Here is a 21,697-nt window from a genome sequence, read left to right as displayed (position 1 = left end):
AAAAGGCCGCTGCATGTGCAGTGGCCTTTTCTGTCATCAGGCTCCCCCTCTTTTTGGGAGAGGGGGCCGGGGGGTGAGGTTTTACGGCAGCGCTGCAAAGCTGTCCGCCGCTGCTGGTTCCAGCCCGGCGCGCCATACCCACGCCTGCCCGCCTTGCGCCACCACGGCCGCCCGTGCCAGACCCAGAAACAAGCCCTGCTCTACTACGCCGGGAATACTTTGCAGTTGCCGGGCCAGCTCAACGGGGGTGGTGATGACTTCGAAATGGCAGTCGACCAGTAAATTACCCTGGTCGGACTTTGCTAACTCGCCAGCTTTCTGCTTGTCAGCCCGCACCACTGGCGCACCGCCCAGCGCCGCCACCGCATCCAGCACCCAGGGCAGAGCAAAGGGCACTACTTCCAGCGGCAGCGGGAAGTGGCCGAGCTGCGCCACGGCTTTCGAAGAGTCGGCCACGATGAGCAGGTAATCGGAGGCCGTGGCCAATACTTTTTCGCGCAGCAAGGCGCCGCCGCCGCCTTTGATGAGGCACAATTGGGCATCCAGCTCGTCGGCGCCATCCACGGTGAGGTCGAAGCGCAGGCCGCGCCGGGGCTCCAGCAGCGGAATGCCGACCTCACGGGCCAGGTCCTCGCTGGCTTGCGAAGTAGCAGTGGCTTGGATGCGTAAACCTGCCCGCACCCGCTCGCCAAGCTCGCGGATAAACAGCGCGGCGGTGCTGCCGCTGCCCAGGCCCAGGGTCATGCCATCGCGCACCCAGCGCAGGGCGGTAGTGGCGGCAAGGTGCTTTTCCTGGTTCTGAAGGCTGGCGCTGCTGGAAGCTGACATGGTTGTTAGGCTAACGATGAAGACGATACCATTTAACATTAACAGTCGTAGTCTTCGTATTGATTGATGGTAAGTCCGGTAGCGCGCTCAATAGCCGTGGCCAGCTCCGCCAGCACGGGCGAGCCGTAGTCATCGGAGAGGTTCAGGTCGCTAACGTAAAGCATCACGCTGCCGCTGCCCCGGGCGGGGCGTAGCGTCACCAGCTCCAGTCTGGGGGCGGCCGAAGGAGCCAGCAGCACTGTGTCCCATTTGCGGGAAACGGCCCAGGTATCTTGCCCGGGCACGGCCCAGAGCAGCACCTGCTGCGCGCTGAGCTGGTCGGCCAGCAGCGCGGGCGTATCGTACAGGCCTTCGCGGTAGAGGGCCCGCGCGGCCTGGTAGCGTACTTCGGCATCCGGCGCTGGGGCTTTGCGGTCGTAGTCGTCCAGGTAGAACGGATATTGCTCGCGTTGCGTGGTAAAGGTCTGGCGCTGCATTACCTGCCCGGCCACGGCAGCCAGGGCGGCGCTTTGCACCCGGGCTGCCTCCACAAACGGCCCGGCCAGCGCCACCAGGTCGAGGTAGTCGAGGAAGAGGCCGGCGGCGGCCGGGCCGCCCGGCTCATCTTCCCGAATGCCACCAAACACCGACAGCGACACCTGCAGCGGGCCACTGGTCCAGCGGGCGGTGTAGCCGACGCTGCCGGGGTGCTTAGCGCCAGGGTATTTCTGGACGTGCTCGGGCGGGCCCAGCAGCTGCGTGAGCGGCTCCACCCAGTAGTTGGGCGCTACGGCCTGCGGCCCGGAGTGCTTGGGCGGCGGCGCCAGCTCGTAGCTCACCTGCAGGATGGGCTTGTGGCTGGCCGGGGCACGCAGGTTGCAGGCCGTGGCGGGCAGGCCGTACACCGAGCGGCAGGCGCCGCGCAGGTTGGGCCAGCCACCGTAGGGCTCCCACCAGTCGCGGCCAGCGAGCTGGGCTGCGGCTTCGTCCAGGCTCAGGCCCCAGGGCAGCCCGGCTTCGTCAACGAAAAAGGTATTGGGATTGAAAGGCATCAGCAACAGCTTTTTGGGGTAAGAACGTCAGGCCCGGCGCCGCCAGGCTACAAACAACCCCGCGCACAGCAGTCCCAGGCCCGCCAGCAGCCCATCGCGCCACAGGCGGCCGCTTTGGGCTTCGTTGAGCTCGGCTTCCAGCTCCTGCACGCGGCTCAACTGCTTTTTCTCGCGCTGCTGGGCGTTCTGGAGGTCGTTTTCGACCTCGTTCAGGCGCTGGGCGGTGAGGTTGCGGTCGTCGCGGCTGGTGTTTTGGAGCTGGGCGGCAGTGGTGCCGTAGTGCTGGGCGGCGGTTTGGGCGGCCACGGTGGTTTTGTTCAGGGCGTCCACAATCTGCTGGTCCTTATCGACAATACCTTGCAGGGCATCCACCACTTCCTGCAAATCTTTCTTGGAGGGCTTGTTGCCGAACAAACTGTTACGCTGGGCGCGGGCCGCCGCGTAGCGGTTGGTCAGGACTTTGCGCTCGGCCAGCAGGCGGGGCAGGGGGCTGTCGGGGGTGAGGGCCGGCTGAGCCGGCGCCAGCAGCGGCAGGGCCAGCAGCCAGGCCACCGCCACGCTATGAAACATCGCGGCGGTGATTGTTCTTTGCACCGCAGTTGGCATCGAAAAGGAAGATATGCGCATCAATCAAAAACTGGAAATAAACAAAGCGGCGCTTCTGCTGCTGGGCTTGCTGACCCTGGCCGGCTGCGAAACCGCCCGCACCAAGCGCCCCCCCGTGTACGGTGGCGGAGCTGTTTCGGAGGGCTTATACGAGAAAGGCGACAGCGAAAACCTGCCTTTTCTCATCACCGAAACCAGCCGCGACGAAACCTACGGCTACTCGGCCGACAACCCGGTGCGCGTGGGTGGGGGCCGCGCCGCCGGTGCCCGCAACCAGCAGCGCTACCTCAACGCCCTGCTCGGCCCCGACGGCCAGCCCATTACCTACGAGCGCCGGGGCAGCTGCTGCCCCTTCAAAACCCGCCGCGGCCTGGGCGACAACGACGGCCAGCTCGACCTCTACACCATAGCCTGGCGCGGGCAGAAAGCACCCGTCGTGCTCTACCTCAACATGTATGCCCGCGCCGATTTGAAGGCACCGATGGGACTGACGGTGGCGCAGTAGTAGCGGCTAAAAAGGTAGCAAGGAGAAAGGCTGTTTCCCTTTTCGTTGCAAAATCAGCTCGCAGGCGGTACTTTTAAGGTAATCTGCCGTCTGCCTCATGCCTGCCCGCTACTTCCCCCGCCTCGCCACCCTCGCTACCGATGCCGCCGCCACGCCTGCTGACCAGCTCCCGCGCCTGCGCAAGCTGCTCGAATCCGTGCTGCGCGACGAGTACAAGCGGCGCGGCGCCACGTTCGCCAATCTCAATCAGGCCATCCGCTTCGTGTGCTTCGAGCACGAGCTCACGGCCCGCCTGCGCCACCAGCTGCAGGAATTGCGTCTGAAAGCCAACCTGGTACTGCACGAAAGCTACGCCGGCACCCCGGCCGAAGTAGCCTCTGGTTTCGGGGCCATAGCCGAGTTGGTGGAGCAGCTTACCGGCGTGCTCTACGACGGTCCGAGCCTGGCCCTGCCCGCCGATACGCTGTCGGAAGAAGAGGAGTTGGAAGCCTTCGCCGCCGCCCGCGAAGTCGAGGAGCTGGCCGCGCTGAACCGGCCCGCGCCCGCGCCGCTCACCGCCTGGCGCGTGCACGTGCTGGCTGTCAATCTGCCCACCGGCGCCCTGACGGCCGAAATGGACAAACCCGCCGACGGCTGCCCCGCCGGCCCCTTCGACGTGGTGCTGCCCGACGCCTACGCCAGCCTGCTGCCCGTAGCCGCCACGCTGCACCCCACGCTGCACCTCATCGGCCCGGTACTGCTGCCCGATGGCCGCGTGAAGCCGCGTCGGGTGGTGCTGGAGCCTGATTATTTGATAAGTGTAACCACCATTGCCGAATGCGCCCAGCGCGACGGCACCATTCCGGAGTGGGCCCTTATCAGCGCCTTTCTGCCCGACGAAACCTCGCGCCCGCTGGTGCTGGGGAACCTGGTGAACATGCTGTTGGATGAGGAAGTGAGCCACGCCGCCCGGCAATCGGAATTAAAAATTAAAAATGAGAAATTAAAAATTGCGGAGCAGCGGGCGGCACTGGCTAAGATGCTGGGCAAGGACCGGTTGGCTGCTCCAGATGCTGAAGCGACTTCAGAAGCAGTTGCAGAGGAGCTTGCTGGGGATTCGGAGAACAAGGTAAACCTGCTGGGCGAAACCAATCATGACTTTGACCTCGAACACTTTCTGCGCAAACGGCTTTTTCGCTTGGCGCCGCTTTCGCTCAGCACCCTGCCCGAGTTCCAGACCCGTAACGGCGTGCCGGAGCTCTTCGACGACCTGCGCCGCCACCACCGCACCCTGCGCGACACCCAGCGGCGCGGCTTCGTGGCCGACAGCCGCTCGGGCTACCAGCAGCAGCCCCTGCGCGTGGCCGACTGCTTCCTCGAACCGACCTTTCTCTCCGCCACTTACGGCCTGCAGGGCCGCCTCGACCTGCTACACGAAAGCGCTACCGGCTACGACCTTATCGAGCTGAAAAGCTCGAAATCGGTGCCCGCGCAGCAGCCCTGGACCAACCACCAGGCCCAGGCCCAGCTCTACCGCCTGCTGCTCGAATCGGTGTTCGGCGCCGATGGCGAAACCGCCGGCCGCGGCCGTACCAGCATCCTGTATTCCAGCGCCAATGATGGCCAAACCGCCGTGCGCCGCGTCGACCAGGACCAGCAACTGATTGACCGGCTGCTCAATGCCCGCAACCAGCTGGTGGGAGTGGAGCTGCAGCTGGCCCGCGCCACCGGCCCCCGGCAGACGCGGCAGCTGCTCGGCCCCGTTATCCTGCCCAATCTGGCCGCCTTGCCCAGCTTCGGCCGCGAAAAGGCCCAGCAGGTCGCCAACGCCTGGGCCGCCGCCGACCCCGTGGAGCGCGCCTACTGCCTGGAGCTCATCCGCTTCTCGGCCCGCGAGATGCGCCTCACCCTGCTCGGCGACGAAGCCCGCCCCGGCGACGCCAGCGGCCAGGCGGGCCTCTGGCTGCTGCCGCAGGCCCGCAAGTATCAGAATTTCAGCTTGCTCGACGAGCTCGAATTAGTCGAAGACCACAGCAACGCCGAAGACGACGCCCGCGACGGCCTCGGCCCGCACCTGGTCTTCCAGCGTCCGGCCGGTGGCCGCGAAGTGAACTTCCGGGCCGGTGACACGCTAATTCTGTATCCGCGCCGCCGCAAAGACGCCGCAAAACCCAATACCGAAAACCCAACACCAAATACCAAAAACCAGTCCGAATCATCTGGCCGTCAACTCTCCGTGCTCGATGCGCAGGTCGTCAAGGTTGTTTTAGCCGAAGACCTCGGGCCGGATGGCCGCGTTGTCCTTTCCATTCGCAACCGGCGGCTGGCGCCGCGCTACCTGCACGGGCACTCGCATTGGGCTTTGGAACCTGATACTTACGATACCTTTCGCCGCGAGTGGGCCAGTCTCTCGGCCTTTCTGAGCCTGGCGCCCGAGCGGCGGCAGCGCCTGCTGGCGCGCACGGCCCCGCGCCGCCCCGCGCCCGAGTTCTGGACGCCCGCCTCGCTGCCTGCTACCACGGCGCCCGAGGTGGTGGCCCGCGCCCTGGCCGCGCCCGACTGGTTTGTGCTCTGCGGCCCGCCCGGCACCGGCAAAACCCGCGCCGTGCTGCGCGAGTTGGCCGAACGGCTGTATAAGCAAGACAAACACACGCTGTTAGCCGCCTATACCAACCGCGCCGTGGACGAAATATGCGAGCAGCTGGTAGCAGCCGGGTTGCCGTTTATCCGGGTGGGCTCGCGGCTGGGTACGGCGCCGCACTACCGGCCGTATTTGCTGGATAACATGCTGCGCGACTGCCCCTCACGCCAGGCTGTGCGCGACCGGCTCAAGCACTGCCCGTTCTACGTGGGCACGGTGGCCAGTTTGCTGGGCAAACCGGAATTGTTCACGCTCAAACAGTTCGATTTGGCCGTGGTAGACGAGGCCAGCCAAGTGCTGGAAGCGCCAATGGTGGCCTTGCTGTCGAAAGTCAACAAGTTCATTCTCATCGGCGACCACCGCCAGCTACCCGCCGTGGTGGCCCAGGAGCCCGAAGCCAGCGCCGTAGCCGAAGAGGTAGCCGAGCTGCTGCAAACCGAGCTCGGACTGAGCAACATGCGCAACTCCTACTTCGAGCGCCTGTTCAAAAAAGCCGAGGCCCAGTGGCCCCACGCCCACGGCACCCTGGCCGACCACTACCGCATGCACACCGAGCTGGTAGCCTTGGTAAACAATGATTTCTACGAAGGCCTGCTGCGCTGCCCGCTGCCGTGGCAACACGCTCCGCTCGACCGCCACGCCTGGCCCGCACCCACCGACGAGCTAACCCGGCAGCTCCACGACCAACGCCTGATTTTCATCCCCACCCGCCGCCAGCCGGCGGACTTGTCGATGAAGGAATCGGCCCAGGAAGCCGAGCTGGCCGCCCGCGCTGCCGCCTACGTTGTGCAGGGCTACGGTCCCGATTTTCACCCCGATACCACCCTGGGCATCATTGCCAGCTACCGCAACCAGGCGGCGCTCATCCGCGCCCGGCTGGCCGCCCTGGCGGCTGAACTGAATCTGCCTATGCTCACCCAGGTAAGCGTCGATACGGTGGAGCGCTACCAGGGCTCGCAGCGCGAGGTCATCATCGTGAGTTTCTGCTGCCACCATGAGCATCAGCTGGAGCTGATGGTGTCGCCCAACGAGGATGGCACCGTGGACCGCAAGCTCAACGTGGCGCTGACGCGGGCCCGCCAGCAGCTGCTGCTATTGGGTAATGAGTTGATGCTGAGCCGGACGCCTCACCATGCGGCGCTATTGGAAAAGGTAGGGATGGCTGCAGATTAAACGGGGCGCAGAATAGTAAACAAGAAAGCCCGGCCTACACGGACCGGGCTTTCTTGTTGCTTGTCAGACAGTGGATTTCTACTTCACATCCACCAGCTCCACTTCGAACCGCAATACTGAATTGGCCGGGATGGAGCTGCTACCCTGGTTGCCGTAGCCTAGCGCCGAAGGAATAAGCAGAGTGCCTTTTTCGCCCTTACGCATCAGCGCGATGCCCTGGTCCCAGCCGGCAATAACGCGGCCAGTGCCCAGCACAAACTCAATGGGCACATTGCCATGACGCGATGAAGCATCGAATACCGAACCGTTCATCAGAAGGCCGGTATAGAGCACCGAAACGGTTTTGCCAGCCGTGGCCTGTACGCCGCTGGGGTTGGCCAGCACGGGCACGTAGTAGAGGCCCGAAGCCTGCCGCTGGGCGGTAGTGATGTTATTGGCAGTGAGATACGCTTTGATGGTAGCTTCATCGGCGGCGCTGTTGTCGGGCGTAGTTTGAGCTGAGTCATCGCTGCAAGCAGTGGTGAGCAGGCCGCTAAAAACCAGTAGTGTAGCGAAGGCAAACTGCCGCGCCGTAACAGAAAAAGAAAATTTCATGGAGGGGATTTTTCGTAAAAATAACTGATACCAACTGCTCTGGACCGTTTTGGCTTTTGCTGCAGGGAACGGCTGGTGCAATAAAGCACATGGTTGGCGGGAATTACCCGCAAAGTGCATCCGGTCGGTGCTGATTTAGAAGTAAATATTGTGTCGTTCCTGCCGCTGTCGATAATTGCTTCCAAGCAGGGCTTCAACTATCAAAACTATCCCAGCACCAATGGTATAAGCCAGCATATCACTCCACGTAAATGTACTCCCCAACACTATCCGAACCAACCGATAGTTGCCTGGGCCCAAGTGCTCAACCAGCCGCAGATACTGCCCCAGCTCAATGCCGTACGAAATCAGCAGTGCCAGCAGCAATGAGCGGCCCATCGTACCGCCCGTCAGACCCCGCAGCAGGCAGTAAACAAAGATGGTGGCCAGCACATCGCCGCCGTACGGCCGCAGCCAGGCATCGCGCACAAACAGCCCGATAAAAAGTTCTATGCCAAGCAGTAGTCCCGCCACCGCCAGGTATATCCAACGCCACCGACTCATTGACTAACAATAGTCTGGGTAACCAGCTTGCGTCTGCCGGTGAATGGGCAGGAGCGTGCCGGGTGCGGTTCCGGCATCACCTCCAGCGCCTGAATTCGGGCCCGGTAATCAGCCGGGAGCAGGGCGCTTTTGGCCCATTGGCTGGGCGGCCAGTTTTTGGTGTGGCTGTACGCCGCGACGGCCAGGCGCAGGCCCCTGCCGCTTGGTAGTTGCAGCAGCTCGCGCACCACGGGCGGTACCAGCAGCCCCTGTACCTCGCGTAGCAAAGTGTAGCGCACTCCACCCAGGTGCTTGCGATACTGCGCATATAAGTCAGTAGTAAAGGTGCTGGCTTCCAGATTGTGGCTTAGATGCTGAGCGCGGGCTGCCTGCCAGCTGCTATAACTCGTCGGCACGTCGGGGATACCCATGCGCCGCCCTACGCGGCAGAATACGTCGGTTATTTCCTCTTTTTCGGCGGGCGTCAGGGGGCGCTCCAGCAGCTCGAAGGCGCGGATGGAATAGGCAATGAGCATAAACAGCACGTCGCGGTACGCCCAGGCGGGAATGGGCCGGCCGCGCCTGGCTTCCACCGCCGCGTGGATGGCGGCCATGCTGTCGATGGCTTTCTCGGCCCCGGCCCGGTCGGCAAACACGATGCGCCGCGCGTAGTCCACTGTAGAGAAGAGCCGGCCCAGCGGGTCGGCCGGCAGGCGGCCGGTGAAGTAGAGCCAGTCCACGGCCTTGTTGAGCGCGAACTCGGCCGCCGCGCCGGCAAAGATGAATAGCGTCGTGTCGGCCGAGCCCCAGATGCGGCGGACGATGGACGTGGGGTGGACGAAATATTTCATGGCGCTTGCGAAGAACTTTGAAATGCAAAGTTAAGGGCAAATTTCGTTCTACACTGGCTGGCAACCGGAATAGGAGTGAGAGAGGGCTTGTTGGCAGGCGCTGACTACCTTTCGTCGGAAAGCAAAAAAAGCCCCTTCGAATTGCAAGACTTTTTAGAAAAGCTGCTGGACGAGTTGATTGAGACTGGTACGGACTTATACATTCCTACAACAGGGGCCAGCATCGGCATTTTCGAAAATATCTGTCAGCTAAAGCTGCCCGCCGACTTGAAAGAACTCTATCGATTCTGCAACGGCTTCGGTCCCGACAAGGAGGACCAGTTTCAAGTATTGTCCTTAACCGAGGCAACCATGGAGCTTGTCCAATACGGTAAAGGCCAACGGGGTAGTCGCTTCGTGCTGGCCGAATACATGCTGTATTGCGATTGGTGGGAAGTGGAACTGACTCCCGAGGCTGAAACCTCCTACCGTATTGTAAATGCCGGGCACCGCAGCGGCAGCCCTTTGGTGCTGACTCACTCCATTGAGGAGTTTCTGACCCGGTATCTGGCTGGGGGCGTTTTCGGCAACGGTGGCTTGTACGATTGGCACGAGGAAAAAGAGCTGGAACTACGCCGGCTTGACTAATTCCTTGGGATTGTGCTTGTAGAAATACAAAATCAGCAGCGGCAGCAGCGTCAGCTCGGCCACCACGCCAAACAGCAGCGTAAGCCCAATCAGCAGCCCCACGTAAAACGTGCCGTCGAACGACGAAAACAGCAGCGTGGCAAACCCGCCCACCAGGATGAGCGAGGTGACGATAACCGCCTTGCCCGCCAGCAGATACGTGCGCTTCACAGCCTTGAATAAATTAGGCTCATGCCCCAGCGTCAATCGTAATTTGCTGATGAAGTGAATGGTGTCATCCACCGCGATGCCGAAGGCAATGGTGAAGATGATGCTCGTGCCCACTTCCATATCCACGTCGCAGAAGCCCATCACGCCGGCCACGATGAGGATGGGCACCAGGTTCGGGATAAGCACGATGATGGTCATGCGCACCGATTTGAACAGCGCCAGCACAATCAGCGTCACCATCACGATGTCGATGCTCATGCCGGTTATCATGTTCAGCGTGAGGCTTTCGTTGTTTTTGTCGATGAGGTTGGCCGAGCCCGTCAGGCGGGTGCGCAGCACGGTGCTGTCGAGGTGGGTGCGCAGGAAGCGCTGCAGGTCGGCATTGAGCCGCCCGGCGCGGATGCTGCCCACGTCGGTCATGCGGCCGGTGAGGCGGCCGGCCGAGCCGTCCGCCAGGGCCAGGGCCTTGAACTCGGGCTTCTTGCGGAAGAGCCGGAGCTTGCTGCGCAGCCGGGCCAGCTCGGCCGAGTCGGCGGGCAAGCGGAATTCGGCCAGGCCACCGCCATTCAGGGCCTTGCGCACGGATTTCACCAGCGTCACGGGCGAGGCCGCGAAGCGCAGGCCGTAGGTGTCGCGCAGGTAGGTTTCAATCTTTTCAGTCTGCCGCAGCACGGCCAGGTCGTAGATGTCGCGCCCGCCCTGGGGCTTCAATTCCAGCTCAAACGGCCGCACGCCGGCAAACTGCCGCTCGAAAAACTGGAAATCCAGCCGCACCGGGTCGTCCTTGGCCAGGTCGTCGAGCATCGAGGAGTTGATGCGAATCTGGGTGGCGTAGCCGATGGCCGTTACTATCACCAGGGCGCTGATGCCGAACACCCAACGCCGCCTAAGCAGCACCGTGCGAAACAGCCGCCCCAGCACCCCGTCCCAGCTGTGGCCCTGGCGGCGCGGCTCGCGCAGCTGGGGCTTGCGCAGCAGCACCAGCATGGCCGGCAGCAGCGTAAAACTCAGAATAAACGCCAGAATAACCGCAATGCCGGTGAACAGTCCGAAGTTATAAATCGGCCGGATATTGCTGGTCATCAAAGTGAAAAAGCCCAAGCTGGTCGTCAGCGCTGACAGCCCCGAGCCAAACCCCGACTCCTTGAGCGTGATGCGCAGCGCATCGCGCTTGCTGGCGCCGTAGCCCAGTTCGCTCACGTAGCGCGAGATGATGTGCACCGTGTCGGAAGTGCCCACCACGAACATCATCACCGGCAGCAGCGCCGTCATCAAATCGATGTTCACGCCGCAGGCACTCATCAGCCCCAGCCCCCAGATGATGGTGCCCAGCACCACCACCAGCGGCAGCACCACGCCCCACCACGTCCGAAACGTGAGCCACAGCAGCGCCGTCACCAGCACCAGCGAGATGCTCATAAACAGCACCACTTCCCACTGCAGCCGCTCTACAAACACCGATTGTGCGATGAGCCGCCCCGCAAAGTGCACCCGCGCCTCGGGCAAGCCCTGGCGGGCCAGGCCGGCGCGTAGCCCGGCCAGCAGCGAGTCGCCCTGCGGCTTTTCGAGGTTAGCGGTGGTTTCCAGCACTAGCGTCACGGCCCGCGCATCGGGGCTGAACACGTTGCCCACCAAGCCCGGCGTGCGGTAGATGAGCGTCGAGTCGGCGGCGCGGCGCGCGGGCTCGTCGGGGTGCAGGTAGGGGAGGCTGAAGAACCCCAGGCCCTCCACCACCGGGTTGGCCAGCGTGGTAGGGGAGGTGACGCTGCGCACGTGCCGCAGCCCCCGCGCCAGCCGCGTCAGCGAGTCGATGCGGCGCAGAAAATTGGGCTCGAACACGGTGCGGCCCGGTGCGGCTTCCACGCCCAGCAGCAGGTAGTCGTTGTCGTAGCCGAAGCGCCGGGTGTAGTCCTGATAGTAGCTCAGGTCGGGGTCGCCGGCGGGGTAGAAGTCATTAAAGTTGTAGTTGAACCGCAGCTGGGCCACGTACCAGGCACTCAGGCCAGAGAGGAGCGCCAGCGCCAGCAGCACCAGGGTAGCAATGCGTCGAAGAGACATGCAGGGAAAGCTAATGCAGCCACTACTGGCCGCAGTCTTAAGGGAACGCAGCGACCGTGACTGCAGGCCGAAGTACGGGTGCAGTCTCCATACTGCCGGAATTGCTCCGGGCCCACCACCGGGCCCGTTGAACTTTAACCGCCCCTTTGTACCTTAGGGCCCACAAGCGGTCCAACCGCTGTTTTTCGTCTTTTGTTTCCTCCTCTTCTCATTCCAATCCGCATGAAAAAGACCCTGCTCGCCCTGGCCCTGCTGGCCTTCACCGGCACCACTGCTTTCGCCCACGACGGCGGCAACGACAAAGACGGCAAAAAAGGCAAGAAGAAAGAAGCCTGCTCGACCGAAGCCAAAGCCAAGTCGCATTGCGGTGGCGAGGCTGCCGGCCTCAGCAGCACCCCCAGCTGCTGCATGAAAAAAGGCGCCAAAGCCGCCGCTGCTACCACGGCTCCCGCCGCCGCCCCGGCTGCCAAAGCGCTGTAAGCAACTTCCCGATTTTTCGGATAATTAGAAAAGCCGCTCCCGGAAGGGAGTGGCTTTTTCTTTGCCCCGCTAGTAATCCCCAACTACGCGTATCAATCCTTCTCCTTAACGCCTTACTCATCCTCCTTAACGCATTATTTATTCTCTCAGCCGCATAATTCTAACTACTACACGTTTCACCTCTTCAACTCCAGGTATTGCAAAAACTCTCAGAGGTACTATTTAATCAACCAGCCGCACTATATTTACCCTGTGGCACACTACCACTCCAACTCCCGGTATCACAAAACCCCCTCCCGGTATTAACCATACTCCTTAACGCATCACCGTAACTTCTTTCCCTGTTACGCATGGAACCCATTCCCGACCCGCTCGTCACGCAGTTCGCCCGCCACGTCGCCACCCGCGACGACCCTCCGCCCTACGTGCCCCCGCGCCAGGACCGCGAAGCCATCCTGCAGCGCCTCGATGCCGAGCTGCGCCGCCTCGGCGTGCGCCTCAGCAACCGCCGCCTCACCCTGGCCCGGCTGTGCCTGGCGCTGGCCCCGCACCCCCGCCGCACCTCCGTGCAGCTCGCCGACGAGCTGGCCCTCAGCCGCCAAACCGTGGTGGCCGCCATGGCCCTGCTGCTCCCGCCCGGCTACGTAGTGTATGAAAAAGTGGGCCGCCACCGCTACTACCGCTACACCCGCGCTGGCGAAGACTGGCTGCTTCCATTGCTCACCGGCGAGCCCGCGCCAGCCGCCTAAAGCCACGAAACAAGTGTGTACCGGCGCGTATCTTCGCCCCACGCGTGGATAGTCCCCGGCCTGCGGTTGCCCCTAAAAAGGCGAACCCCCGGCTGTTGACGCAACCGAGGGTTCTGAAGCGGGGTTTTGTGCAACCCTTACTTCAAGCAACATGAATAAGGACAGCGCGAAGAAACTACTACGCAAGGCGGCTCTCCCGCTCTTGCTGGAGTTCTTGAAAGGTGTGGCAAAGGGCTTAGGCCTGCTGCTCATCTCGCAATTGCTCCGGTAGTTCCGGTAAGGGGCTGGGCCAGCGGCTCAGTCCCTTATTTCTTACGGGCAAATATACACGCGAGCCCGCAAAAAAGTTTTGGCGATGCCCAGCCCCGGCCCAGCAAACGAAGGGCGCTTTACTTTTGTAGGCCGAAAATTCCAGCCCCGCCCCATGCAGCAGTACCAAGCCCTTCTCCGCCACATCCTCGCCACCGGCGCCCGCAAAACCGACCGCACCGGCACCGGCACGCTCTCCGTATTCGGCTACCAAATGCGGTTCGATTTGGCCGAAGGCTTCCCGCTCGTCACCACCAAGAAGGTGCATCTCAGGAGCATCATTCACGAGCTGCTGTGGTTTCTGCAGGGCGATACCAACATTGCCTACCTCAAGGAGCACGGCGTAAAAATCTGGGACGAGTGGGCCGACGCTGAGGGTAACCTCGGCCCCGTCTACGGCCACCAGTGGCGCTCCTGGCCCGACGGCCGCGGCGGCCACATCGACCAAATAAGCCAGATAATCCAGCAGCTCCGCACGCAGCCTGATTCGCGCCGCATCCTCGTAAGCGCCTGGAACGTGGCCGAGCTGCCCGACATGAAATTGCAGCCCTGCCACGCGCTATTCCAGTTCTATGTGGCCGATGGCAAGCTCTCCTGCCAGCTCTACCAGCGCTCGGCCGACGTCTTCCTCGGCGTGCCCTTCAACATCGCCAGCTACGCCCTGCTCACCATCATGGTAGCCCAGGTAGTGGGCTTGCAGCTCGGCGAATTCATCTGGACCGGCGGCGACACCCACCTCTACAGCAACCACCTCGAACAAGCCGAGCTCCAGCTCACCCGCACCCCCCGCCCACTGCCCCACATGCGCATCAACCCGGCGGTGACGGATATTTTCAACTTCCGCTACGAGGATTTTGAGCTGCTGAACTACGAACCCTGGCCCGCCATCAAGGCGCCGGTGGCGGTTTAATGACAACTAGGCTGTAATAACTTGTCTTGCAATAGGTATGATAGCAGAAATAATCAGCGCCACGCTTGAAGCTATATTTTTCATTGCTGTACAGTGTATTCTGGCTCCTGTAGGATTACTATTGCTATGGCTACTTAAACGCGGTCGGGTGCCGTTTCGCCAAATATGGCGACAACATTCGCTGGAAGAACTAAGCATTGTCTGGCGGGCCGGATTATTAAATGTTATTGCTGCCGTAGGTGCCTTAACTTGTGCTTGTATAGTACTTGTTACTTTATTTGTAGGATTCAAAAAATTGTTTTGAACATAGTTCTACGAATTTTGGCTCATCTATAAAAGCTGTTTTGCCAATCTGCCGTACCATCCGCACCGCCGCCACATTAGCCGTAAAAACAGCCTCGGCCGCCAGCAATTCCTCGCGCCCAAACAGCCCCTCCCGGCACGCCACGCCGGCGGCCCGCGCCGCCCGCAGCAGCACCGCCCGGCGCACACCCGACACGCAGCCCGTAGCCAATGAAGGAGTGAATAACACGCCGTCCTTCACCCAGAAAATCGCCGCCGCACCCGCCTCCGCCACGTGCCCGGCCGCGTCGCAGAGAATGATTTCATCGAGCCCGCGCTGCTGCCGCTCCCGCGCCGCCCGCACGTAGAGCCAGGCCTGCGGCCCCTTGCAGAAGCTGAGCGGCGAGGGCAAGGCCTGCGTGTCAAGGGCAAAATCGGCGCAGGCGATGGACGTTTCGTCGGGCACGAAGGGCGCGGCGGTGGCCAGCCAGTCGGTGGCGTCGGTTTCGGGCAGGTAGCGGCCGCCGCCGCTCCGCCAGAGCTGCAGGCGCAGGCGGGCAGCCGGGAGGTGGTTGGCGCCGGCTAGTTGGGCGAGGGTAGTTTCCAGGGCCTCGGCGGTGGCGAGGGCGGCAGGCAGCATCAGATACAGCGCGGTGGCGGCCTGCTGCATGCGGGCCAGGTGTTCGGCAGCGTAGCGCAGGCGACCGTCAGCGAAAATCAGGGTTTCGAAGAAGCCGTCGCCGAACTGTAGGCCGCGGTTGGGGAGGGGCAGGGCGGTGCCAAGCAGCAGGTGGCCGTTGTGGAGCAGCATCAGGGGCGGGCTACGTGGTAGGGGACACGCACTTCAAAAGTAGAGTCGCGCCCCTGATATCGTACCCGAACTGTGCCCAGCCACCATGCCGCCGCCCCAATATTTACCGGGGTCCGAAAGCGCACCTCGCCCATTCCGTTAGACGCTACGGCAATCGGCTGCCCGTTGCAACTCATCGAAAACCTAGCGCCGTACAGTTGATTAACTAAATAGATTTGGGCCTTATATGTGTCCCCGGGCGCTACTGCGTTGGCCTTAGCTGTGGCTACGGCAATCAGCTTGCGCGGAATCCGGCGCCCCTCGAGTGGCTGGCTCAGCCATGCCAGGGCTGCGGCTTCGTAGGTCAACGCATCAGCTTCTGCCTGTCTGATAGCAGCTAGAACTAGCCCAACGGGCTGCTTATCGTACAGAAGCGGTGCTGACCACTGTTCGGGCATGCCGGGTGGTAGCGGGCGAAGCGAATCAGCCGGGTAACGTATTTGCAATGCTTGAATATAACGGGCATAAGCACCAAGCTGGCCCTGAATGGATGGCTGTTGCTCGTTGTCTCGAGGAGCAGCCAGCGTTACCTCAGTCGCCGGGTGTCGCCATCCATTTACAGCGTTCTGGTTGCCAGTTTGCCGCATCAGCCGCTCCCGGTACCACCAGAGTGTATCCAGCAACTCCCGGGTACGGGCATGTACTTGCCGCGCCGCACTCAGCAGCGCGATTTCCCGCGCTTGCTTATGGTTGTCTTCCACCGTAGCCTGCATGTCACGCAGGGTATATTCATTGGCTTTATACGCCTGCTCATTCGGACCCGCCAGCGTATCGTCGAGGGCTTGCAATTGCGCCCATTGCACGACCTGCCGGCTGTGGTACTCCTGATAAGCATATCCGGCCATGCCAGCTGTGAGCAGGCTTGCCCCTAGTATTTTCACTAGCTTATTCATGCCACTACGGCTTTACAATCAAGTACGGGACCGTCAGACGCCAGGTAGTATCGCTCCCGCAGCCCTGGCCTTTTGTCGTAAGCTCACCCTGCCATTGCGCCCGCACCGTATCGGGCTGCCCCGGTTGCCAGGCCGGCACCCGGAAGCTAATGAAACCCTGGCCAGTCATCTGATTGATGGTGCCCTCCTGCCCATTGGCCCGCACGGACTGGAAGCGTATTCCATGAGCGGCGGTGGCCAACATTAGCTTGGCGTGATACATTGCGCCGGGAGGCACTGTCGCAGCGGCCGGAACGGCCACTGCGCCTATCTTGTCAAATACCATCCAACTACTACCTACTTTCGCAGCTAGCACTTGCAAAGCGTCGCTTTCATACTGCCGCAGCATTGCCTCGAAGCGCGTAAGATTAGCCAGCGCCGCCGCCGTTGAGGTGTTCTCAAAATAGAAGCGGCCAAACCAGTTATCATTCCTTCCCGGCTTCTGCCAGCCCGGCAGCGGCTGAGTTGGCGAAGCGGCGTCGGGTACAAAATCTTTAATAAAGGTGACGTAGCTGTCCAGCTGCTGTTGGAGCCGCTTTGCTGTCCCGTTGCGTAATAGTTCCGCCACGGCTCCCGCAGCATCAGGGTGCCGCAACTCCTCTCCATGTAAATTGTCTGTTGCTGCCAGCAATTGCTGGCGCACCCGCTGGATGCTGTCAATAACTATCTGGGTACGCGTTAGAATTAACTCGCTCTGTCGTAATATGACCATATCACGCGCCATATTTTTGTTCTGGCAAACAGCATTACGAATTTGGCGGACGGTGTTGGCCGCCTGCCGGGCTGCTTCTTGGTTACGCCTGGTAATGGACCGGTCCAGTTGCTCAAACTGCATCCACATAGCTGCCTGTTGCCGGCTATGCGCCACCGCCGCCACTCCACCTGCCCCAATTAGCAAAAGGCCTGCTGTCAGCCATCGGTTGCGCTTGGTCATAAGCTGTCCGTATGCTATTGCGAATAATTACACCAACGCAAACTTCTTCCCCGGTATTGCCCGGATAACTCCTCGAAACTCCAACCCCAGTAGCAGTGAGGCCACGGCGTGAATGGGCAGTTGCGCCTGCCAGGCCAGGTCATCCATGTGCAACTCGCGGCCGGGCGCGGCGGCCAGCACCGTGATGAGGCTGAATTCCTCGGGCGCAAAATCATCGGCCGAGTAGGAGGGAGCGGGCTTGAATTTGCCCGACTGGTGCAGTGCCGCATCCCAGTTCAGGAGCTGCTCCAGGTCGGCCGGCTCCTGGTATAGCGCCGCCTTATTGCTCTTGATAAGCGCGTTGCAGCCTTCCGAAGCGGCCGAGCCCAGGTTGCCGGGCACAGCCAGCACGTCGCGGTCGTAGCTCAGGGCCAGCTCGGCGGTTATCAGCGCCCCGCCCTTGATGGCGGCTTCCACCACCACCGTGCCATCCGAAAGGCCCGCGATGATGCGGTTACGGGCCGGGAAGTTGTAGCGGTCGGGCGCAGTGCCGAAAGGAAATTCGGTGAGCAAACCGCCCTGCTCGCGCATCTTTTCGGCCGTTTTGCGGTGGGCGGCGGGGTAGATAATGTCGAGCCCGGTAGCCATCACGCCCACCGTATCAAGGCCTTCCTGCAGGGCCGCGCGGTGTGCCATAATGTCGATGCCGTAGGCCAGGCCGCTCACTACCAGCGGCTGGTGCGGCACCAGGCCTTTAACAATTCGCTCGGTTTGCTCGCGGCCGTAGTCGGTAGCCTGGCGGGTGCCCACCAGGGCTACGGTTTTGGGAGCGTTGAGGTCGGCCGTGCCCTGGTAGTAGAGAATGACGGGCGCGTCGGCGATGAGCTTGAGGCGGCTGGGGAAGCGCTTGCTGGTGTAGAAGAGGATTTCGACGCCGTCCTTTTCGGCCTTTTTCAGGTCGGCTTCGGCTTTGCGTAGGGCCTTTTCCCGCTCCGGCCCGGTAAGGTTTTTCACCGTTACCTCGCCCACGCCGGGAATGCGGCGCAGCTTGCCGGGCGGCATCATCAGCACGTTTTTGGCCGAGCCGCCGTAGCTCATCAACTGCCGCGTCAGCTGCGGGCCGACGCCGGGTAGCAGCGTCAGAGCGAGTTCGTGGAAGAGAGTGTCATCGGCCATAATTAAAACTGGCGCGAGTTTAGGCGCAGCCGTAACTCGTGCCGACTATACCGGGAGGCTAAGCCTCCCGTGCTGCAAAGCAGCAATGCGGAAATAGATTAGGTGGCAAATCGTTTTGTTGCGAGGCGCAGCCTCGCCCGAATGGTCGGCACGAGTTACGGCTGCGCCTAAACTCGCGCCAGATTTATCCATCCAGTTCCTTCTTCAAGCTCACCAGAAAGGCCCGCACCTTCTCAATACTCTGAATGACCTCGACCTTGTCTTTCAACTGCCCGCCTTTGCTTTTCAGCATCTCCCGGGCGCCGGGGATGGTGTAGCCGCGCTCCTTCACCAAGTGGTAAATGGTGCGAAACACCTCCACATCCTGCGGCGTGAAGAGGCGGTTGCCCTTCTTGCTGCGGCGCGGGCGCAGGTCCTCAAACTCGGTTTCCCAGAACCGAATCAGCGACTCGGCCACGTTGAACTGAGCGGCTACCTCGCCGATGGTGAAGTACTGTTTTTCGATGCTGCGCTCTTTATAAGGCATATAGATAAGATAGTGGCGTGGCTCTTAGCCACTGTGCCCTCGAAGAATAATCGCAAAAAAGCGAGCAAATACGTGAACTGCCAAGTTCGCACTACATCTTGGCAGGCTACCTTTGCAATTCCGCCGAAAAGTACCCAAAAATCCGCGTTCGGCCTTTTTCCTCGTTATGTCGCTCCCTACCGCCAGCCACGTTCGCCAGCAGTTTCTCGATTTCTTCGCTTCCAAAGGCCACCACATCGTGCCCTCGGCGCCCATCGTGGTGAAAGACGACCCCACGCTGCTGTTTATCAACAGCGGCATGGCCCCGTTCAAAGATTATTTCCTCGGCAACAAGCCCGCGCCCTACAAGCGCATCGCCGACACCCAGAAGTGCCTGCGCGTGAGCGGCAAGCACAACGACCTCGAAGAAGTAGGCTACGACACCTATCATCACACCATGTTCGAGATGCTTGGCAACTGGTCGTTTGGGGACTATTTCAAAAAGGACGCCATTGCCTGGGCCTGGGAATTGCTCACGGAAGTATTTAAGCTGGAGAAAGACCGGCTCTACGTCACCTATTTCGAAGGAGATAAAGCCGACGGCACCGCCGCCGATAGCGAGACGCAGAACCTCTGGCGCCAATACACCACCGACGACCGCATCCTGCCCGGCAACAAAAAAGACAACTTCTGGGAAATGGGCGACACCGGCCCCTGCGGCCCCTGCACCGAAATCCACATCGACCTGCGCGACAACGCCGAGCGTGCCGCCACCCCCGGCCACGAGCTGGTGAACGCCGACCACCCGCAGGTGGTGGAAGTGTGGAACAACGTGTTCATGGAGTTTGAACGGAAGTGGAAAGGTGAAGCCGCTCAGAAAAGCTTTCTTGCTGCGAAGGAAGGCTTCCGTGGTTCGGAAGAAGAACGGAAGAAAGTTGTAGCAAAAGCTCTGGAAGAAAATACTCATCTCGTGTCTTTGCCTGCTAAAAGCGTGGACACCGGCATGGGCTTCGAGCGCCTGATGATGGCCGTGTCGGGCGTGAAGTCGAACTACGACACCGACGTGTTTCAGCCGCTCATTCAGTTCATTGCCAGGGAGTGCGGCGTGCAGTACCACGGCACCGCTCCCGCCAAAGTAACCGACCAGCCGGCCACCGAAAACGAGAAGACGGATATCGCCGTGCGCGTCATCGCCGACCATATCCGCACCATCGCCTTCACCATTGCCGACGGCCAGCTGCCGAGCAATGTGAAGGCTGGCTACGTGATTCGCCGCATCCTGCGCCGGGCCGTGCGCTACGCCTTTTCGAGCCTGGGCCAGAAGCAGCCCTTCCTCTACAAAATCGTGCCCGTGCTGGCCGAGCAGATGGCCGGGATTTTCCCCGAGCTGAAAGCCCAGCAGGCCTTCGTGCAGCGCGTAATTGAGGAGGAGGAAATTGCCTTCCTCAAAACGCTGGAAACCGGCCTGCGCCGCCTCGACGCACTGGAAGAAAGTGTGCGCGCCAACGGCGGCGTTATCGACGGCAAAACCGCCTTCGAGCTCAGCGATACCTTCGGCTTCCCGCTGGACCTCACCGCTCTCATTGCCCGCGAAAAGGGCTTAAGCGTGGACGAGGAAGGCTTCAAAAAGGAGCTGGAGCAGCAGAAAAGCCGCAGCCGCAACGCCCAGGAAACCGAGCAGAGCGACTGGGTGAACGTGACCGAGCACGACGCCCCGAACGTGTTCGTGGGCTACGACCAGGATGAGGCCACGGCCCGCCTGCTGCGCTACCGCAAAATCGACAAAAAGGGCAAAACCGAGTACCAGCTGGTGCTCGACCAGACGCCCTTTTACGCCGAAAGCGGCGGGCAAATCGGCGACACCGGCTACCTGGAGTCGCCGCTGAGCAAGGTGCGCGTCATCGACACGAAAAAGGAAAACGACCTCATCGTCCACACCACGCTGGAGCTGCCGCAGGAGCTCACCGAGACCTTCCTGGCCCGGCCCGATGCCGCCCGCCGCGCCCTCATTCGCAACAACCACACGGCCACCCACTTGCTGCAAGCCGCGCTGCGCCAGGTGCTGGGCGGCCACGTGCAGCAGAAAGGCTCGCTGGTGAATGAGAAGCTGTTACGCTTCGACTTCTCGCACTTCACGAAGGTGAGCGACGAGCAGCTGCGCGAAATCGAGCAGCTGGTGAATGAGCGCATCCGCCAGCAAATTCCGCTGGATGAGCGTCGCAACGTGCCCATTGCCGAGGCCAAAAACCTGGGCGCGATGGCCCTATTCGGTGAAAAATACGGCGACTTCGTGCGCGTCATCACCTTCGACAAGGACTACTCGGTGGAGCTGTGCGGCGGCCTGCACGTGTCCAATACGGGCAGCATCGGCTACTTCAAAATTACCAGCGAAAGCGCCGTGGGCGCCGGCGTGCGCCGCATCGAGGCCGTGACGGCCGCCGCCGCCGAAGCCTACGTCGACCAGCAACTCGACCTGCTGGCCCAGGTGCGCGAAACCCTCGGCAACCCCCAGCACCTGCTGCCCAGCATTGAGAAGCAAAACGAAGAAATTGCCGCCCTGCGCAAGCAAATCGAGCAATTTGCCCAGCAAAGCATCAATCAGCAAAAGGACCAGCTGGTAGGCCAGGTGAAGAAGCTGAACGGCGTGAATTTTCTGGCCGCCCAGGTGCAGGCCAGCTCGGCCGAGTCGCTGAAAACGCTGGCTTTCAACCTGCGCCAGGCCGTGCCCAACCTCGTGCTGGTGCTCGGGGCCGACATCGATGGCAAGCCGCAGTTGGCCGTGATGCTGGACGACGAGATTGCCAAAGCCGGCAAGCTCAACGCCAGCACCATGGTGCGCGAACTGGCCAAGGAAATCCAGGGCGGCGGCGGCGGGCAGCCCTTCTTCGCCACGGCTGGTGGGAAGAACGTGGCCGGGCTGGGCGCGGCTATTGCCAAGGCCGAGGGGTTGGTTACGGCATAAACAG

The 21,697-nt window shown here is 61.7% G+C and carries 19 protein-coding genes; 7 read left to right on the top strand and 12 right to left on the bottom strand.

Annotated elements, in window-relative coordinates; translation table 11 throughout:
- Positions 1-81: 81 nt before the first annotated feature.
- Genes rpiA through Q5H93_RS04150 form a run of 3 tightly spaced genes read right to left on the bottom strand, consistent with a single transcriptional unit; the run spans position 82 to position 2,486 of the window.
- A complete protein-coding gene (gene rpiA, locus Q5H93_RS04160; protein ID WP_305005230.1) occupies positions 82-828 on the bottom strand; it encodes a ribose-5-phosphate isomerase RpiA in 747 nt (248 codons plus the stop codon).
- Positions 829-866: 38 nt separating this feature from the next.
- On the bottom strand, positions 867-1,859 hold the full coding sequence (locus tag Q5H93_RS04155; RefSeq protein WP_305005229.1) for a hypothetical protein: 993 nt from the start codon (positions 1,857-1,859) through the stop codon (positions 867-869).
- 27 nt (positions 1,860-1,886) lie between these two features.
- Complete coding sequence (locus Q5H93_RS04150; protein ID WP_305005228.1) at positions 1,887-2,486, bottom strand: hypothetical protein; 600 nt, start codon at positions 2,484-2,486, stop codon at positions 1,887-1,889.
- Here Q5H93_RS04150 and Q5H93_RS04145 point away from each other — a divergent pair.
- Both Q5H93_RS04145 and Q5H93_RS04140 read left to right on the top strand, forming a co-directional pair.
- The gene (locus Q5H93_RS04145; protein WP_305005227.1) at positions 2,479-2,970 is read left to right on the top strand and encodes a hypothetical protein; all 492 of its coding nucleotides are present in this window, start codon (positions 2,479-2,481) and stop codon (positions 2,968-2,970) included. The genes Q5H93_RS04150 and Q5H93_RS04145 overlap by 8 nt on opposite strands.
- A gap of 97 nt (positions 2,971-3,067) precedes the next feature.
- A complete protein-coding gene (locus Q5H93_RS04140) occupies positions 3,068-6,763 on the top strand; it encodes an AAA domain-containing protein (RefSeq protein ID WP_305005226.1) in 3,696 nt (1,231 codons plus the stop codon).
- Positions 6,764-6,841: 78 nt separating this feature from the next.
- Here the strand turns inward: Q5H93_RS04140 and Q5H93_RS04135 are convergent, their stop codons facing one another.
- The 3 genes from Q5H93_RS04135 to Q5H93_RS04125 form a co-directional block, all read right to left on the bottom strand.
- Positions 6,842-7,357: an FKBP-type peptidyl-prolyl cis-trans isomerase gene (locus Q5H93_RS04135; RefSeq protein WP_305005225.1), complete on the bottom strand. Its 516-nt coding sequence runs from the start codon at positions 7,355-7,357 to the stop codon at positions 6,842-6,844.
- Positions 7,358-7,492: 135 nt separating this feature from the next.
- Positions 7,493-7,900 carry a ribosomal maturation YjgA family protein gene (locus Q5H93_RS04130; RefSeq protein ID WP_305005224.1) on the bottom strand — a complete coding sequence of 136 codons (408 nt, stop codon included), beginning with the start codon at positions 7,898-7,900 and terminating at the stop codon, positions 7,493-7,495.
- Entirely contained in the window at positions 7,897-8,730 is an 834-nt protein-coding gene (locus Q5H93_RS04125) for an oxygenase MpaB family protein (protein ID WP_305005223.1), read from the bottom strand. The genes Q5H93_RS04130 and Q5H93_RS04125 overlap by 4 nt, the downstream gene beginning before the upstream one ends.
- A 141-nt stretch (positions 8,731-8,871) precedes the next feature.
- Between Q5H93_RS04125 and Q5H93_RS04120 the strand changes: the two genes are divergently transcribed.
- Positions 8,872-9,357, top strand: coding sequence for an SMI1/KNR4 family protein (locus Q5H93_RS04120; protein ID WP_305005222.1), 486 nt, complete (start codon positions 8,872-8,874; stop codon positions 9,355-9,357).
- Here the strand turns inward: Q5H93_RS04120 and Q5H93_RS04115 are convergent.
- The gene (locus Q5H93_RS04115) at positions 9,340-11,625 is read right to left on the bottom strand and encodes an efflux RND transporter permease subunit (RefSeq protein WP_305005221.1); all 2,286 of its coding nucleotides are present in this window, start codon (positions 11,623-11,625) and stop codon (positions 9,340-9,342) included. The two genes, Q5H93_RS04120 and Q5H93_RS04115, sit on opposite strands and share 18 nt — an antisense overlap.
- 222 nt (positions 11,626-11,847) lie before the next feature.
- Between Q5H93_RS04115 and Q5H93_RS04110 the strand changes: the two genes are divergently transcribed.
- The 3 genes from Q5H93_RS04110 to Q5H93_RS04100 all read left to right on the top strand — a co-directional run bounded on the left by Q5H93_RS04110 (position 11,848) and on the right by Q5H93_RS04100 (position 14,073).
- Positions 11,848-12,105 carry a hypothetical protein gene (locus Q5H93_RS04110; protein ID WP_305005220.1) on the top strand — a complete coding sequence of 86 codons (258 nt, stop codon included), beginning with the start codon at positions 11,848-11,850 and terminating at the stop codon, positions 12,103-12,105.
- Between the two features lie 350 nt (positions 12,106-12,455).
- A complete protein-coding gene (locus Q5H93_RS04105; RefSeq protein WP_305005219.1) occupies positions 12,456-12,854 on the top strand; it encodes a helix-turn-helix domain-containing protein in 399 nt (132 codons plus the stop codon).
- 424 nt (positions 12,855-13,278) lie between these two features.
- Entirely contained in the window at positions 13,279-14,073 is a 795-nt protein-coding gene (locus tag Q5H93_RS04100) for a thymidylate synthase (RefSeq protein WP_305005218.1), read from the top strand.
- 274 nt (positions 14,074-14,347) lie between these two features.
- On the opposite strand, the gene Q5H93_RS04095 is transcribed toward Q5H93_RS04100, so the two are convergent.
- From Q5H93_RS04095 to Q5H93_RS04075, 5 genes are all read right to left on the bottom strand, one after another.
- Complete coding sequence (locus Q5H93_RS04095) at positions 14,348-15,166, bottom strand: aminotransferase class IV (RefSeq protein ID WP_305005217.1); 819 nt, start codon at positions 15,164-15,166, stop codon at positions 14,348-14,350.
- Positions 15,166-16,098, bottom strand: coding sequence for a hypothetical protein (locus Q5H93_RS04090; RefSeq protein ID WP_305005216.1), 933 nt, complete (start codon positions 16,096-16,098; stop codon positions 15,166-15,168). Before Q5H93_RS04090 ends, Q5H93_RS04095 begins: the two co-directional genes overlap by 1 nt.
- A gap of 4 nt (positions 16,099-16,102) precedes the next feature.
- Positions 16,103-17,071: a hypothetical protein gene (locus Q5H93_RS04085; protein ID WP_305005215.1), complete on the bottom strand. Its 969-nt coding sequence runs from the start codon at positions 17,069-17,071 to the stop codon at positions 16,103-16,105.
- A gap of 27 nt (positions 17,072-17,098) precedes the next feature.
- Complete coding sequence (gene dprA, locus Q5H93_RS04080) at positions 17,099-18,226, bottom strand: DNA-processing protein DprA (protein ID WP_305005214.1); 1,128 nt, start codon at positions 18,224-18,226, stop codon at positions 17,099-17,101.
- Positions 18,227-18,410: 184 nt separating this feature from the next.
- Positions 18,411-18,752: a MerR family transcriptional regulator gene (locus Q5H93_RS04075; RefSeq protein ID WP_305005213.1), complete on the bottom strand. Its 342-nt coding sequence runs from the start codon at positions 18,750-18,752 to the stop codon at positions 18,411-18,413.
- Positions 18,753-18,918: 166 nt separating this feature from the next.
- Here Q5H93_RS04075 and alaS point away from each other — a divergent pair, with 166 nt between their 5' ends.
- Positions 18,919-21,693: an alanine--tRNA ligase gene (gene alaS / locus Q5H93_RS04070; protein ID WP_305005212.1), complete on the top strand. Its 2,775-nt coding sequence runs from the start codon at positions 18,919-18,921 to the stop codon at positions 21,691-21,693.
- Positions 21,694-21,697: the final 4 nt, after the last annotated feature.

This window comes from Hymenobacter aranciens (genome assembly GCF_030580865.1).
Taxonomy (GTDB): domain Bacteria; phylum Bacteroidota; class Bacteroidia; order Cytophagales; family Hymenobacteraceae; genus Hymenobacter; species Hymenobacter aranciens.
This window is presented reverse-complemented; position numbering and strand designations above follow the sequence as displayed.